Genomic DNA, 15565 nt, shown 5'->3' on the forward strand with positions numbered 1-15565 from the left:
ACGCTGCCCCGAATTCGTTCATTTCCGGCGTGCTCTTAACTTGACTAGCGATCCGCTCGGAGCGAACAAGCAGCAATACACCAGGGCGTCAACTTAGGACTGAGCGGAAAATAAGTGGCATAGGCTTCCAGCCTGTGATTGCTCGGAACACAGGCTGGAAGCCTATGCCACAATTTCAGTCCGACAATTATTCTTCACTCGTTGCTTCGGGATTCGCAACCGAACACGGTTGTTCTATTCGCGATTTTCGGTCGCATCTTGGGACAACGACCGAAGAATTTAGCGTCCGCTGAAAAAGCGTTTCAGCGCGTCATCGGCCGCATCGCGTGACGTGTCCGACATCTGCTTCTTCAACCCTTCAGGCAACTTGCCCGGCTTCTGTTTTTTCGATGGAATCGTCCGGGTCTTCGAAAGGTCGCCGTCGCCGCTTTTACTTCCATCGGAACTGCTTGATTTGTCATCGGCATTGGGAGCAACAACCGCCCCGCTTACCGAAAGATCACTGCTTTCTTGCCCATCCTCGACCGCCTGTTGCTCCTTCAGAGAGAGCTGACGGGTTTCCGGATCGTTCATTTTGCGAACGCGGTCGATTGCGTCGGCTTCGTCCAACCACGAGCTAACGTCAACCTCTTCAAACTTACTGTCGCCTGAACTGGAGCCAACCGTTCTCGCCGCTGCGTCAGCAACGCTTTTGACTTCAGGCTTCTTCGCCGCGTGTAGTCCGTGTTCGATCACAAGCACAAAGCTGAGCTTGCCAACCCGAATCACGTCGCTGTCTTTTAGGATCTTCGCTTTGTCCGGCGGAAGTCGTTTCTCGTTAACGAAGGTTCCGTTGCGGCTCTTCAGATCTTGTATGAGCAGACGTCCATCCTTAATTGCCAGGATGCAATGCTTGCGGCTCACGGACTCACTCTTCGGTCGTAACTGACAAGAGTCGCTACGTCCGATCAAGAATTTATCCTGACTGACCTCGATCTCCTTACCAGCATGGCTACCGGATTGGACACGGAGTTTGATTTGCATTTGGAACCTTCACGGAACTAGAGGTACCAAAACGTGACCACGGTTACAGCGATCGCACTTTTGATAACTCGTTGGGTTCGGCAGAAGCTTTACGCTTCCACTAGGCCGGAGTCTTTCCTACCTGAGTCGTTCATCATTCCAGTTTGCTGTCGAAGCGAAAGTGCTGGACTCGAAACGGACCAGCACAAGCAACAGTGCAACTAGATTGACGACACTTCAGTTCGGGATTGTCGCAGCTTCAGCATACTCACTCAAGTACCTAAGCCACCGACATTCAGGCTCTTAGCGTAGTTGATCACGCCGTTGAGAGATAGTTCGGTGAGGCTAATTCGCACAAACCCTCCTGCTGAGCCAGCGAGCACCTGCCGAAAGAGGGTTGCCTGGACATTAAAGTGTACAGACACATCCCAATCAATGCGTCCATCCACCCACATATCTCACGATCGCAAATGAGCAACCCCTTACGCAGGGGGGTTCAGCTCTTGCAAGGACTTGCCAAGTCGTTTTTGCGGAGCACCTTTGCGGGTCACTCGCTTTCGCTTGGTAGCGGTTCCGCCACCTCTCGGAGCCGGTGCGTCACTCAAAAGTGCCGCGATTTCCGGGTTCACTTCGGAACTGGTGTCGGGAGCGCCAATTTGCTCCACGGCGTCACTGACGCCCAAGAGCACAGATTGCCGGACGCCGTCGCGAAGCCAATCAAAGAAATTGAAGTTCATGTGTAAATTCTGTATTGCGGAAGTTGCGTTGGAATACGAGTACGCCTTTTCCGGTTCTAGGAAAGCGAGAACCAAGGTGTCCAGACCGAATTTCGTTCCAGAACCGATGCCCGAGGTGTCAAACACCCAACACGCGGCCTGGCAAATTCCCATCCAGCATCCCAACAGGCAACCGCCACGCTACAGACATGCGCCAAACGAAGCGAAGCACGGCTTAGCTCAACAAATCCGTGACCAATCGCTAGACTGACCACCGGCCCTACCCCCATATTTTGCCGCGAGATAAGTTTCGAAAGCGCTCCTGATGAAATTGCTCATTCTGTTGTTGGTTCTCTCCGGTGCTTGTTTTGGTGGCGCCGTGCAAGCGGCAAGCCCACCTAACATCGTGCTGTTTTTTGTTGATGACCTAGGTTGGAACAATCTCGGATTCCGAAATCCGAGCCTATTCGAGACACCCAATATCGACCAACTTTCACGCGAAGGAATGGATTTTCAACAAGCGTACGTCGCCAGCCCGACGTGCAGCCCCAGTCGTGCAACCCTGCTTACGGGAAAACACCCAGCTCGGCTGAAGATGGTTCGACACATTCCGCATAACACCAAAAACGTCACGAACGTTCTCGATCCGCAGGGGCGACCAACTCACCACCTTCTCGAAACCGATCCGGCGCAATTCCCCAGCCGAAACCAACTTGGCCTGGAAGAAGTCTCCTACGCCGAAGTACTCAAGGATCTTGGCTACTACAACCTCTTTGCGGGAAAGTGGCACCTCGGGCCCAGTGAAGTTCACCCAATCCACCAAGGTTTCGATCGACAAATCGGTACCACCGACCAGGGTTCACCATCCAGCTATTACCCCGACTACTTCAAAAACGAAGACGTGCTGGAAGATGAAAAAGACAAGTACCTCACCGATCGTTTGACCGATGACGTGATCGATTTCATCGACTCCTATGATTCGCAACAACCGTTCATGCTGTCGTTTTGGTACTACAACGTCCACACGCCCAACATTGGTCGTAAAGATTTGGTGCCACTCTTCGAAAACAAACCTGGTTTCGAAGAAAGCAGACGTGCCCAATATGGCGCACAAGTCATGGCCGTCGACGAATCGGTCGGCCGCGTCCAGGCAGCCTTAAAAGCAAACGGACTTGATCAGGACACCGTGATCTTGCTGACGTCGGATCAAGGCAGCGTGTTTGAGTGGGCACCGTACCGAGGCGGCAAACGCGTCGACACGCTATGCGAAGGAGGTGCGAGAGTTCCCTTCATCGTGAAATGGCCGGGTGTCACCCAGCCGGGCACCACCAATGACAGCATCATCCAAACCACCGATCTATTCCCAACTCTGGTTGAAATGGCCGGTGGTGATCCTGCTCAATACCAAGACCTCGATGGCATGTCGCTGCTTTCGACCATCCGAAACAACAGCACACTCCAACGTGGAAAGCCAATTTTCGGCTACCGAGCTTACGAGGACCTCTACACATCAGTCCGAGAAGGCGACTGGAAATTGCTGGGTTATCGCAGCGGAAAACGGTCTCTCTACAACGTGGTCCAAGATCGGTTCGAAGAACACGACATCGCCGCACAACACCCTGAACGCGTCCAGAAGATGACAGCGAAATTGAAAGCGTGGGAAATCGAAATGGGTGTCGAAGAGTACTCTGGCGTTCAGTGACAATCACCAACACTGAATCGCCCTAAGCCTGCTCGGCTGATTCGTCGAGCATACCAAAGCGGCATCACAACTAAATTTCGACTTCCGCGGCATCGACCGAAAGCTTGCGGCTCATCCAAACCGGCGTGGCAGCATACCAGCCGATCGTCCCGACTAACGCGGCCAACTTCACGGCGTCCAAACTGATCATGCCGAAGAAAAACATCACACACGGAACCACGACAAGGGCCAGTGTGACTAAAGACACAAGTTTACAAAGGTTATTCATAGAACTGATTCGCAAAAGTAAGAGGGCTAACCGACGACGCGTCAATCTCAAACCGCGGAAGGATCCGAAGCCAAATCACGCTGCATTAACTTGCTGAGCACAAGATAAAGAACACCGCATGCGACCCAACATGGAATCACCGCATAGGCCGCAAAAACACCTTGCCAGAAAATCAAATACAACCCGACCGCTACCGGCAACAACCACGCCACCATCACAGCCACGTTGATCTTCGATCGGCTATGCAGTGCGTACTCGTCACGCAATCCAAACCTCTTCATCAGATAGAAATCGACGAAGATCACCGCGCCCATCGGCCCGAGTACCGTCCCATAGGTCCCAACAAAGTCGAGCAGTTTGGCTGACAAGTTTGGAAAGGCACCTGCGACGGTGGCAACAACGCCGGCCACCAATGTCATCGCCGTCCTCGAGCTGTTTGGCATGATCCCTTGGAAAGCCAGCCCGGCTCGATAGATCGTCGGATTGGCCGTCGTCCAGCCCGCAATCACAACACAAATGATCCCAGTCCAACCCATCGACTGAAACGCGAAAATCCCAGGGTTGGCGACCACTCGGCCATCGGCACCCAAAGCAAGTTCAGGCTGGATTTTGATCAAAGCGGCCAACAACAATGCGGCCGAGATCCACGCCATGTAGTGGCCCAAAAACATGCCGATCGACGGTGCCCAACCGGATGCTTTGCTGCGTGCAAATCGGAAGATGGTCAGGTCAGCCATACCAAAGTGCATCGCTCCATTGCACAACCACGCAAACACAACAATCTGCCAGAACCCGAACGACTGAGGACCGTTCTTCTCTTGAACAAAAGCGATCCCGTCACTCCAAAACTTGCCTTCGGTCAGTGCGGCCCAGTTCGTCACATCCATCTGTGCAAGGGACACGATACCGCACGCCGCAAACACGCCGATCATCCAGGGTGCCGCGATATTGGCAAAACGTGCGACACGTTCATAGCCACCCGCGGCGATCACCGCGATCACAAATCCAACGATTGCGACTAACGCCGTAAACGAGGGATTGCTCAAGCCAAACATGTTGCTAGGCACATCGAACGCGATATCAAACGGCACACCTACCGCCGAAGCGGAAACCGTCACCATCGCCCCAGCTAAGAAACAGAACAACAAACCGTTGACCAAGTTGTAAAACTTGACCAAGGATCCGCCCGCAATCCGTTCCAGTTGGTAATACAGCGTCAGTCGTTTGGCCATCGCGATCGGCACGACTAAGAATCGCCACGTCACCACGGCAAGCAAGTTGCCGAGCAACAAACCTAACAACAGATCCGACAAACTGGCCCCAGCGGCTAGGAACAATGGCCCGATCATAAACTCGGTGCCGGCGGCATGTTCACCCGCGTACATTCCCCAAAACTTACCGGCACCCAGCAACGCTGAATCCGGTACAGGTTCACGCTCAAATTCTCCGCCTGAATTCTCGTCGCTCATCAATGCACTTTTATTTAGAAGGGCTACTTACTGAAAAATTGAAATCGATTTTGTGTTTTAACTCGGTCCCGGCCCCGTATCCACAATCGTAGATGCCGACGACAAACCGAACGCATTCCGGCAACACTTTCATTGCCTAGGAAGAGGCAACTTGCACCGAATCGGTCCGGTGCATCTGCACACGTTGCTCGTAATCACGAACCTGTTCGAGCCACTGGGCGCCGACGGGAACGTCAACCGATTGGCAGTAGTAGTCCCAAACAGATCCCAACGGCATCGTCTTCAGCTCTTCGGTCAACGCCAATCGAGCTGTGTAGTCACCGTCACGTTCGAGTTGTTGCAATTGTTCGGTGGGCTCCAGCAATGCTGCCAACAACGCCTTCAACGCATTGCGAGTTCCGATCGCCCAGGCCGCGACTCGATTGATACTGGCGTCGAAGAAGTCCAGTCCGATATGAACACGATCCAGATACTGACCACGAACAATTTCTTGCATAATCGCTTGCAGCTCATCGCTATAGGTCACCACATGGTCGCTGTCCCAACGCACACCACGACTGACGTGCAACAGCAACTCGGGAACGTACATCAATGCCGACGAGATCTTGTCGGAGATCACCTCAGTGGGATGGAAGTGCCCCGCGTCCAAACACAAGACCTTGTTCCGCGAAATGGCGTAGCCCATGTAAAATTCGTGCGAACCGACGACATAACTTTCACTGCCAATCCCGAACAACTTGCACTCAACCGCATCAAGCGTGTGCTCCCGCGACAGGTCCTCCGCAAAAATCTCATCCAGCGAAGCGGCTAGTCGTTCACGCGGCGCGGTACGGTTAACCGGCACGTCCTTGTATCCATCGGGAACCCAGAAGTTGTTCACACACGGGTTACCTTGTGCCGCTCCCATCGCAGCGGCAATCTTACGTGACGCAATCCCGTGATCGATCCAGAATTGACGGATGCCGGAATCCGCATGCGCCAACGTAAAACCGTCCGACGCTTTCGCATGCGAGAAATAGCTTGGATTGAAGTCCAAACTCACGTCCTGGTCGCGTGACCAATCGATCCAACCTTGGAAGTGCTCGACTTCGATTTGATCGCGATCCACCGGCGTTTTGAATTCCCCATACAACGCGTGCAGATTCAAGCGATGCTTGCCCGGGATCAGCGAATAGGCAAGCTCCAGGTCGTTCCGCAACTCTTCGGGCGTGCGAGCTCGTCCCGGGTAATTCCCGGTCACGGCCAGCCCGTTTCCGAGGGCCCCCTCGTCCCCCTCGAATCCCATTACATCGTCACCTTGCCAACAATGTACCGATATGGCGACGTCGCGAATCCGCTGCAATGCAGCATCAACGTTGACCCCCATGGCCTCGTAGCGTTCTTTCGCAAGCAGAAAAGCGTTCTCAACATTCGCCGGTTTTGTCATCACACGAGTTCGTTTCAAGGGAACATGAACTGACTTAGCGACCGCCTAAGGTCGCCCACTGGTTCAAAGTCTAGACTTCCGCATCCACCAAAACCTTGACGATCGTGTCAGTAACTAGCACAATAGTGCCACCGCTAAGTTTTCGCACACAGCCTTGCGATTTCCTCTTCCCAGGCTGCCAAATCGCCCCAAAGCTACGTCCAGGATGAGTCAATCGCATGATTCGCAAACTCCGGAAACAGGATTGGTTCCATCCTGACGGGTTCCCAATCGTCGTGGAACGTCGCGATCCTCAAGAACCTTTCGGGCTGCACTCCCACGAGTTTTCAGAGATCGTGATCATCACCGGTGGAAAGGGAGTCCACATCACCGGCGAAGACTCCTACCAACTCACCGTGGGAGACACATTCGTCATCGGCGGTGATCGCCCGCATGACTATCTGAACATGGATTGCTTGCGGCTGATCAACGTGCTTTACGATCCGACCGAGCTGCCGATGGCGTTCAGCGATCTGCTTTCGCTGCCCGGTTACCACACACTCTTTACACTCGAACCTGCGTGGCGAAAACGGCACAAGTTCAGCAGCCGCTTGCAACTGTCGCCGGTCGAGCTCGTCGATGCGATTCACTTGGTCACTCAACTCGAACGAGAACTCAACGAGCGAGGTCCCGGGTTCGGCGTGATGGCGACAACCACTTTCCTGCAATTGGTGACGTTCCTTTCGCGATGCTATAGCCGATCGCGAAACCCACAAAGTAAATCATTGCTACGAATCGCCGAAGCGATTGCTCATCTCGAACGGCATCACACCGACCCGATCACGCTGGACGAATTGGTGGAGATCTCAGGGATGTCGCGTCGCAACTTCATCCGCACGTTTGAATCGGCAATGGGCATCTCCCCGATCAAGTATTTAATCCGGCGACGTATCCAGCACGCATGTCAGTTGTTGCAACAAACCGACCAAAGCATCACCAGCATCGCCATGGCTGTGGGGTTTAGCGACAGCAACTACTTCAGCCGGCAATTTCGATTGCTCAACGATGCCTCGCCACGAGAATACCGCAGTCGGAACTCACCCCCGCACTAAGACTAAAAACCGTTTTTGCGAGTCCAGATTCGAATCAGCACCGCGGTGGAAACAACCGCCACGACGGTCAGAACGATGGCGTTGGTAACCTGACCATACATCCATAACCCCGTGGCGAACAACGTTCCATAAACCGCGGCCGTTCCCAACACCATGCATAAGATTGCGGTGGGGATATGAACTTCGGTATCGCTCGGCACCTGATTTTCCGCCGACAACTTTGCATAGACGGGTCGCCAGCCGGGACCGCCCGGATTGATCTTCATCACGAACGATTTCAGTACTCGCTCGTCGGTCGGTTGACTCAAGAACGTCGCCGCCACCCAGGCAACGGTCGTCACCCCAACACCGATCAACAATTCTTGCCACGACTCGAACCCAAACTCGCCAATTCGGAAAGCCAAAGCGACCAAGAACGAAACCGCCATTGCGACGAATTCACTGACCGCATTGATCCGCCACCAAAACCAACGCAAGATAAAGATCAGCCCTGTTCCGGCGCCGATTTGCAACAGAATCTGAAACGCTTGTAACGCGTTGCTAAGCTGCAACGCTAACAACCCTGCGAAAACCATCATCAAGACCGTCGAAATCCGGCCAACCAAAACCAGTTGCTTTTCAGAAGCATCTGGCTTCACGAATCGGCGATAGAAATCGTTGACGACATACGACGATCCCCAATTCAGGTGCGTTGAAATCGTTGACATGTATGCGGCCGCCAGGGATGCCAACACCAGCCCTAACCAACCATGCGGAAGCACTTCTTTCAGCATCGCGGGGTAGGCCAAGTCATCGTTGATGATGTTGGTATCGACGTCAGGAAATGCTTGCTTCAAACTTTCCAAGTCGGGAAAGACAATCATCGAACACAGTGCGACCAGAATCCAAGGCCAAGGACGCAACGCGTAATGCGCCGCGTTGAAGAACAACACCGCCCCCGTCGCATGACGCTCATTCTTGGCAGCCAGCATCCGTTGGGCGAGATAACCACCACCGCCGGGCTCGGCTCCAGGATACCAAACGCTCCACCACTGAACAGCGATGGGCATGATCATCACCGATATCAACAGGTTCAAACTGTCCGATGTCACGCTACCATCGGCGGCGTACTTCAGTTGCGGCAACAATGCCAAATTGTCCGAGACGTTCGGGTGAGAGAACAACACCGACAAACTTCCAACATCGGGATGCTGCACCGCAAAATACGCTGCCGCAACGGCGCCGATCAACGCGATGAAGAACAGGAAGAAATCAGTAAGCAAAACCCCGGTCAAACCGCCCAACGTCGAGAAACAGACCGTCACCGCAGACGCATAAAAGATTGACTCCCAAGGCTGCAGCCCCAGCATGATGCCGCCAATCTTGATCGCGGCCAGCGACACCGTCGCCATGATCATGATGTTGAAAAACACACCAAGATACAAAGCACGAAAGCCTCGCAAGAACGCTGCGGTCTTGCCGCTGTAACGCAGTTCATAGAACTCGATGTCGGTCAGCACACCCGAACGACGCCACAGCTTCGAATACAGGAACACGGTCAACATTCCCGTCAACAGAAACGCCCACCACACCCAGTTCCCCGCGACCCCATTCTTCCGCACGATGTCGGTTACAAGGTTGGGCGTGTCCGTCGAGAACGTCGTCGCGACCATCGACATCCCGAGCAACCACCACGGCATGTGGCGCCCGGAAAGAAAGAATGACGCTGAATTTTGGCCAGCCTGCCGAGCGGCAAACAATCCAATTGCCAGTGCCAGCAAAAAGAAACCGACGATGAACGCCTGATCGATCCAGTTGAGTTCCATGCGTCCAACCCCGAGGTGAGAGGAGCGTTCTACGCTCCTCGACTAGCGACCGAGGCGATTGCACACCGTCCTCATCGAAATGAAGACTTAAGTACAGCGTCTCGAAACCGACATCGCTAGTATCCCCCCCGGACATTATCGCGGACGGGCCACGAAAATGTCGTCAACTCAGACGGGGAGACAGAAACTACTTAGGGTTGTTAAGACCATCAAGCTGAATTCCTTGACCTTCAGGCCCTGCAGGCACAGGCTCTGAAGTCGTCAGCAACTCATCACGCTGGATTCGTAGCTCTCGGTAAGTGTCCTCTGGAATCACGTAGTACCAATCGGCGAAGCGGGCGTTGAGTTCACGCACACGACGCTTGGCATCGTTCAGACGGTCTTTACGTTCATCCAGCATCCGAGTGTTCTCTTTGAGAATCTTCTCTTGCTCGGCTTCGAGACGTTCTTGCTTTTCGTCGTCACTAAGATCGGCGAATGCAATTTCATCGGACTCAAGCTCGTCTGCTTCCGCTTCGTCAGAATCTGCTTCACCGGTCATTTCTTCAGACGACGATTCATCGCTCGATGCTGCTTCAGCATCACCCTCATCGTCCGAAACTCCCTGGCCTTCACCGGTTGCTTCGCCGCCACCGCTAACGCTGTTTTCATCCGCAACGTCTTCGGCAGTCTCTTCAACAGAGGTTTCTTCAGCAGGTGCTGCTTCGGAATCTTCGGTTGCCTTCGGCTCTTCCTTCTCGGAGGCTTCCGATTCGCTAGCTTCGGCTTCGGTGCTCTGTTCATCCGCGGCCTCTTCGGAGGTCGCTTCTTCCTGCTTCATCTCCGGTTCATCATCCGTCGATTCCGTTTCACCGGATTCCGGCTCGCTGGACTCTGATTCGCTGGATTCTGGCTCAGTTGCTTCGGGAGCCATCTCTTCAGGTTCGTTCGTTGCACTGACGCCCAACATGGCGGCGAGCTCTTCGATCGTTTGCGGAACTGGCTTTAATTCCGGTGCCGGGAACTGCTCTTCGTCAACTCGTGTGGTCACCAACAGGTAGCGGTTGACGCCAGTCGTTGCATCACCATCTTCATCGCTGTTTTCCGATTCGCTTAAGCCCGATACGTTTCCGAATCGCAGGACGTATTCCACGCCATCGTTGATCGCAACATTCAGCTCCCCGTTAGCCGATAGAACCTCGAACTCACCCGCCGTTCCAGCCGAGACGGGGAAGAAGCCACGCGAGGCAAGCGAGCTGACCGCTTCGTTGTCCGAAATCAACGCCTTATCCGCTCGCAGGTTGTCGCTCATGCCGTCAGGCTTGCGAACCACGTCGACGATCTTCAGATCATCCAACGCGTTTTTGATGTCGTTGAGTTTTTCTGTATTCAACGTCTGGTCCGGCAAAATTTCCACCTTAGTCGGATCAGCTAACGGGTTGTCCGCTTGGTATTCCAACAGTTCGACCAAATTCCAATCGGAACCTTCGACCGCAATTTCTGCCGAGTAGTTACGGGTCAGCGAAATGCCTCGCTGGGTCATGGATGCAGCGTAGTCTTTGATCGTCATCTCGTTGATGTCGATGCTGCTTAGCTTCAGCAGGTCTTCTTCGATCCAATCCTGGAAGCGAGTCGACAACGCGGACTCATCCAACTTGACCACGTAAACCGGGTCTTGCCCTGGTTTACGCACATAGATCTTGCCTTCCTCGTCTTTGACGGGGTTACCGATGATCAGCGAAGCAAGGTCCTTTTGTGCCTCGTCGCGGAACATCACCAACCGCCCAACGCCGACATCACCAACCTCAATATCCTCGAGCTTAGGCTCAACGACACCGAGAGCTTCGTGATCTTCCGCGTTGCGAGTTTGAATATCCAAAATCTGAAGACCGACCAACGAGTTGGCAGCGTCTTTCATCTGTTCGACAGCATCGGCCGGGTAGCCCTTACGCGATGGAATCGTCCACACGCCGGATTCCCGATCGCGACGAACTTCGAATGTGTCGACTTGCCCTTGTTCTTCGTCAAAGGTCACCATCTTCAGGCTCGTCGCCGCCAATGGGTCCTTGAACTTTTCGAACAATGGCTTGCCGGCGGAAATCGAAGTTTCCTCACGTTCCGCCATCGGCCAAGAAAGAAGTAAGCCAACCGCAAGCATCGCTGCTCCGGCAACGCAAAACAGTCCGGTTCTTTGTCCTTCGTTCACGTTTGTCTCAACTCTTTGAGTGTTCAGTTTTCGATGTTGAATTTCAGTAAAGTGACGTCACAAAAGCGACGTACCGCCAACTACTTGAGTCGACTCTTGCTGATGTTTTCTCGTTCACGCAGACGGCGGAGTGCGAACACGGCCACGCCTACTAACAGCGGCGGGATGCATGGCAGACCGACGGCAAGCGTCTTGACCTGGTTTTGAATCGCGGTGACCTTTTGGTCCGCTTTTCGGCGTACGTCGCGAATCTTTTGATCACGCTCACGTTCCATCTTTTGCCGACGAACGGCCAAGACTCGCTGCTGATTTTCCTGCTTGATCTGGAAGGCAGTCAGCTTTTCTTGAAGCACGCTTTGCGGCACTTCGCCGTCGGCCTGATCTTCGCGAAGCTGCTCGACCTCTTCTCGCAACGATTGCAGTTCGGTGTCGATCTTTTCCTGGGCCTCACGAATCGTTTCGTCGAACTGAGTTTGGAACTCACGACTTTGGTAGCGAACCTCGCTGGAAGCCTCTTCCTTAGTCGAGTCGATCATCTTCAAGCTAGCGAAGATCGGCTCATGGTTTCGCACGTCGATAAAGCTGGTATCGCCGGTCAACCAGTCGATCGAGTTCAATGCGAAGGTCACGTTTTGGAACTGGAACCGCATGTCCGCGATTTGGTCTGGATCAGCTCGAATCAGCAAGAACTCTGGCAAGATGATGTCCGTGTCCGCGACATAGACCACCTTGATTCCTGGTTTCGCATCCTCGTCCTCGCCGTCCGTTGCACTCGCGTCTTCGATAGCCATCGCGATCGGAACACGTGGGTTGATGCCTTGGATCTCACGAGCCAGTGAGGTACCGCCGTTCATGATTTCGGCAACCTTCCGAGCCTCAAGCAATCCCGACTTCGGTCCCGTTTGCAACAACGGAGTGTGCTTCAGCTTGCCGTCCTTCTTGGCGTAAACGCCACCAGCAAGGATCGCCAACACTTGACGCAACCCCGAGGTAATTTCGCTTTCGTCGCTTAGCGACTCACCCTTCTGGACTCCGCTCGCCGCTTCGTCAACGAACAACCACAACTCATTAGCGGCTTCCAAGTTCGGATAGGGATTGTGTTGCTGCCACACCAATTCCGGCGTATACAAGCCCTGCATCGCTGGGGCTCCGGGAACGTTCAATTCCAACGCGTCCCACAAGCGACGAATGTCTCCCTTGGGTTGTGGACCACCACCGCCCATTCCCATGAAACCGCCAGCGGCTTGCTTAGGTGAACCGGTTGCAGTGATATAGGAAGCGCCCACCGGTTGCGGGTCTTCGAAAATCGCCGTTGGGATTCCCGACTGGATTGCGGCAACCAAACGGTCAAAAGCTTGTGGCTCCAATGATGATGGCTGAACGGCGATCAGGGCGTCGTACATGTCAGCCGATACTGGTGCCGACAAATCGACCTCTTCGACTTCGTATTGCTTTGCCAACTCATCAATCAGCGGGTGCTTATCAACTCGCTGCATCTGCATGCCGCTCATCACCATCCCGCCCATCAATCGGGCGTCGGTCGTCACCACACCCAAACGCTTACGATTGCCGCTGGCGACGGTGTTGATCGAACGAACCAATTCGTATTCGACTGGAATCCCGTACTCGAAAATCGGTACGGTGACTTTTTCCAACCCGGAACGGAAAGCTGCACCGAGGATCAATTGCTTTTGGGTATGAGCACCCTTTTCGCGGAACATTCGGGTAACCGGTTCGATCCCGAATCGCTCCGCCGCCAAAGCAGCATCTTCACTGAACAATTCGATGCCGTCATACAAGTTGACCTCGATCGTACGGTCACGCTTGGCCGCCTCGGCGCGGAACTCTTTCAGCAAGTTGACCAATTCGTAACGCGTCTTGGCGTATAGCTCAGGCACTTCGTTGCTGATGAACGCATCGATCACGATAGGCCGATCATCGTCCAGATCGCGAATCAGCTGTTTCGTTGCATCGGCGAGCGAGCTGACTTTGCCTTCGGTCATGTCTTGCCGATAGAAGTCTTTGCTGCGGAACAGCATGACGGCACCGACGGTGAAGACGATCAACGCCAACACTCGAGCGACGTAGTGCCAAGCCATTTGGTTACCGTCTTTGCCACCGGTCCAGTGACGCCGTCCGATCAAGACCATGCAAGCGTACAACGCGACCGCAGCGACCAAGACGAAATAGATCACCGACGAACTACTCATTACACCACGACCAAAGTCGTCGAACGGCCGAGCGATTCCGCTGCCTTGAACCCATTCGGCGAACTGCTTCGAAGGGCTGACCGCGTCAGCATGGGAAGCGAACGCGAGCGGGGCATTGAACAACGCTCCCAAGATGAAGCCGACCGTCAAGTTACCGGTCAGGAACGAGGCGATCATGCCGATCGCGATCATCGTTAGGCCGACGAACCAGTATCCCAGGTATGTCGTGAAGATCAGCCCGACGTCCAGTGCACCCTCGGTCAGAATCGCCAGGGTTGTGAACGTACTGAGTTGGCTGAATAGCAATGATGCCGTGAAAATCGCCGCGGCCGACATGTACTTACCGATCACGATATCAAAGTCATCAGCGGGAAGCGTCAGCAGCAACTCATCGGTTCCCTGTCGCTTCTCTTCCGCCCAAATACTCATCGTGATCGCTGGGATGAAGACCAACATGATCAACGGGTACCAATAGTTCAGTTGGTCCAGCGTCGCCAAGTTGGAGTTAAAGAACTCGTAGGGCCAAAAAGCGGCAACCGACGTCAAGAACACGAAGATGCACAGGAAAACGTAACCCGTTGGATTACTGAAGTAACCCACGAAGTTGCGTTTCATGACCGCGAACGCGGCTCGTTTCGTGCCGGCGAGAAGCGACACCAAAGCCAGCAGGATCAACAGGAAAACAGCGTCGTAGGCGAGGACCGTCAGGAGGGCCATCGAGACGTTATTGAGCGCCATAGGAGATTCGAGATTGTGGAAAGGGTGCTGTGGCGAGGGGCAGGCATGCGGCCCGCAATACAAAGAGGGTCAGGCCAATCGCCTGAGCCGTGAACGTGTCAAACGAATTCGACTGATCAATCGAACTTGTGGCCAGTCAACTGATGGAACGCTTCATCGAGGTCGCCCTGTCCGGCCAATCGAAGACCTTCGACGTCGCCGTCATAGACCTTGCGACCTTCGTTGATGAGCACGACTCGGTCGGCCATCGCTTCGACTTCTTGCAAAATGTGCGTGGACAACAAGATCGTCTTGGTTTCGCTTAGCTTCCGCATCGTCTTACGGACACCACGAATTTGGTTAGGGTCCAAACCGGCGGTCGGCTCGTCCAAGATCAACACGTCGGGCTCGTGCAACAAAGCCTGGCTCATGCCAACCCGTTGCTTAAAACCCTTGGACAGCTTACTGATCGGCTTGTAAACGACACTGGACAAGTCACAGATGTCGATCACTTTTTCGATTTGATTTTTCTTGTTCCGCGACGCCAAGCCTCGAGCCTCGGCAAAGAACTCGAGCATGCCGAGCGGGGTCATTTCAGGATACAGCGGGCCGTTTTCAGGCAAGTATCCCAATCGATGACTACCAGCGATGCGGTCGTCCATCATGTTGTGACCGGCGATGCGAGCGTAACCTTCGCTCGGGGCGATGTACCCGGTCAGCATTTTCATGGTTGTGCTTTTGCCCGCACCGTTGGGGCCTAGAAACGCGACAAGCTCGCCTTTCTTGACCTCGAAAGACACGTCTCGTGCGGCGGCAAATGGGCCGTAAAACTTACTGAGCCCTACCGCTTCGATCATCGTGTCTGCGGTAGCACGATCCTTGTTTCCAGTCTTGTTATCACCATTCCGAAGATCGTCAGTCGCGGAGGCGACGGATTCGCTTGAGTGAGATTCGCCAGAAGGTTCAGCCATCAA

11 protein-coding genes are annotated in these 15565 nt (G+C 54.1%); 2 read left to right on the plus strand and 9 right to left on the minus strand.

The window, feature by feature from the left end; all coding sequences use genetic code 11:
• Positions 1-279: 279 nt before the first annotated feature.
• Positions 280-1023, minus strand: coding sequence for an FHA domain-containing protein (locus tag ACR3ZL_RS19395; RefSeq protein ID WP_473651445.1), 744 nt, complete (start codon positions 1021-1023; stop codon positions 280-282).
• A 461-nt stretch (positions 1024-1484) separates the two neighbouring features.
• The gene (locus tag ACR3ZL_RS19400) at positions 1485-1739 is read right to left on the minus strand and encodes a hypothetical protein (RefSeq protein ID WP_486172897.1); all 255 of its coding nucleotides are present in this window, start codon (positions 1737-1739) and stop codon (positions 1485-1487) included.
• A 304-nt stretch (positions 1740-2043) separates the two neighbouring features.
• On the opposite strand from ACR3ZL_RS19400, the gene ACR3ZL_RS19405 reads away from it, so the two are divergent.
• Complete coding sequence (locus tag ACR3ZL_RS19405; RefSeq protein WP_473651443.1) at positions 2044-3420, plus strand: sulfatase; 1377 nt, start codon at positions 2044-2046, stop codon at positions 3418-3420.
• A gap of 70 nt (positions 3421-3490) precedes the next feature.
• Here ACR3ZL_RS19405 and ACR3ZL_RS19410 read toward each other — a convergent pair whose 3' ends face one another.
• The 3 genes from ACR3ZL_RS19410 to ACR3ZL_RS19420 all read right to left on the minus strand — a co-directional run bounded on the left by ACR3ZL_RS19410 (position 3491) and on the right by ACR3ZL_RS19420 (position 6583).
• Positions 3491-3688, minus strand: a complete 198-nt coding sequence (locus tag ACR3ZL_RS19410; protein ID WP_473651442.1) for a hypothetical protein — start codon at positions 3686-3688, stop codon at positions 3491-3493.
• 47 nt (positions 3689-3735) lie between these two features.
• Entirely contained in the window at positions 3736-5157 is a 1422-nt protein-coding gene (locus ACR3ZL_RS19415) for a purine-cytosine permease family protein (RefSeq protein ID WP_473651441.1), read from the minus strand.
• 136 nt (positions 5158-5293) lie between these two features.
• Positions 5294-6583, minus strand: coding sequence for an L-rhamnose isomerase (locus ACR3ZL_RS19420; protein WP_486172898.1), 1290 nt, complete (start codon positions 6581-6583; stop codon positions 5294-5296).
• 218 nt (positions 6584-6801) lie between these two features.
• Between ACR3ZL_RS19420 and ACR3ZL_RS19425 the strand changes: the two genes are divergently transcribed.
• Entirely contained in the window at positions 6802-7674 is an 873-nt protein-coding gene (locus ACR3ZL_RS19425) for a helix-turn-helix domain-containing protein (RefSeq protein ID WP_473651439.1), read from the plus strand.
• Between the two features lie 2 nt (positions 7675-7676).
• Here ACR3ZL_RS19425 and ACR3ZL_RS19430 read toward each other — a convergent pair whose 3' ends face one another.
• From ACR3ZL_RS19430 to ACR3ZL_RS19445, 4 genes are all read right to left on the minus strand, one after another.
• Complete coding sequence (locus ACR3ZL_RS19430) at positions 7677-9479, minus strand: sodium:solute symporter family protein (protein ID WP_473651438.1); 1803 nt, start codon at positions 9477-9479, stop codon at positions 7677-7679.
• A gap of 187 nt (positions 9480-9666) precedes the next feature.
• Complete coding sequence (locus ACR3ZL_RS19435) at positions 9667-11664, minus strand: DUF4340 domain-containing protein (RefSeq protein WP_473651437.1); 1998 nt, start codon at positions 11662-11664, stop codon at positions 9667-9669.
• 80 nt (positions 11665-11744) lie between these two features.
• The gene (locus tag ACR3ZL_RS19440) at positions 11745-14612 is read right to left on the minus strand and encodes a Gldg family protein (RefSeq protein WP_473651436.1); all 2868 of its coding nucleotides are present in this window, start codon (positions 14610-14612) and stop codon (positions 11745-11747) included.
• 116 nt (positions 14613-14728) lie between these two features.
• Positions 14729-15448, minus strand: a complete 720-nt coding sequence (locus ACR3ZL_RS19445) for an ABC transporter ATP-binding protein (protein WP_473653513.1) — start codon at positions 15446-15448, stop codon at positions 14729-14731.
• Between the last annotated feature and the right edge of the window lie 117 nt (positions 15449-15565).

The sequence above is a fragment of the Rhodopirellula sp. J20-39 genome (assembly GCF_057365095.1).

Excerpts from the sequence above, each read along its gene's own strand:
- ACR3ZL_RS19395 (WP_473651445.1), bottom strand. The coding sequence starts at position 1,023 with ATGCAAATCAAACTCCGTGTCCAATCCGGTAGCCATGCTGGTAAGGAG.
- ACR3ZL_RS19400 (WP_486172897.1), bottom strand. The coding sequence starts at position 1,739 with ATGAACTTCAATTTCTTTGATTGGCTTCGCGACGGCGTCCGGCAATCT.
- ACR3ZL_RS19405 (WP_473651443.1), top strand. The coding sequence starts at position 2,044 with ATGAAATTGCTCATTCTGTTGTTGGTTCTCTCCGGTGCTTGTTTTGGT.
- ACR3ZL_RS19410 (WP_473651442.1), bottom strand. The coding sequence starts at position 3,688 with ATGAATAACCTTTGTAAACTTGTGTCTTTAGTCACACTGGCCCTTGTC.
- ACR3ZL_RS19415 (WP_473651441.1), bottom strand. The coding sequence starts at position 5,157 with ATGAGCGACGAGAATTCAGGCGGAGAATTTGAGCGTGAACCTGTACCG.
- ACR3ZL_RS19420 (WP_486172898.1), bottom strand. The coding sequence starts at position 6,583 with ATGACAAAACCGGCGAATGTTGAGAACGCTTTTCTGCTTGCGAAAGAA.
- ACR3ZL_RS19425 (WP_473651439.1), top strand. The coding sequence starts at position 6,802 with ATGATTCGCAAACTCCGGAAACAGGATTGGTTCCATCCTGACGGGTTC.
- ACR3ZL_RS19430 (WP_473651438.1), bottom strand. The coding sequence starts at position 9,479 with ATGGAACTCAACTGGATCGATCAGGCGTTCATCGTCGGTTTCTTTTTG.
- ACR3ZL_RS19440 (WP_473651436.1), bottom strand. The coding sequence starts at position 14,612 with ATGGCGCTCAATAACGTCTCGATGGCCCTCCTGACGGTCCTCGCCTAC.
- ACR3ZL_RS19445 (WP_473653513.1), bottom strand. The coding sequence starts at position 15,448 with ATGATCGAAGCGGTAGGGCTCAGTAAGTTTTACGGCCCATTTGCCGCC.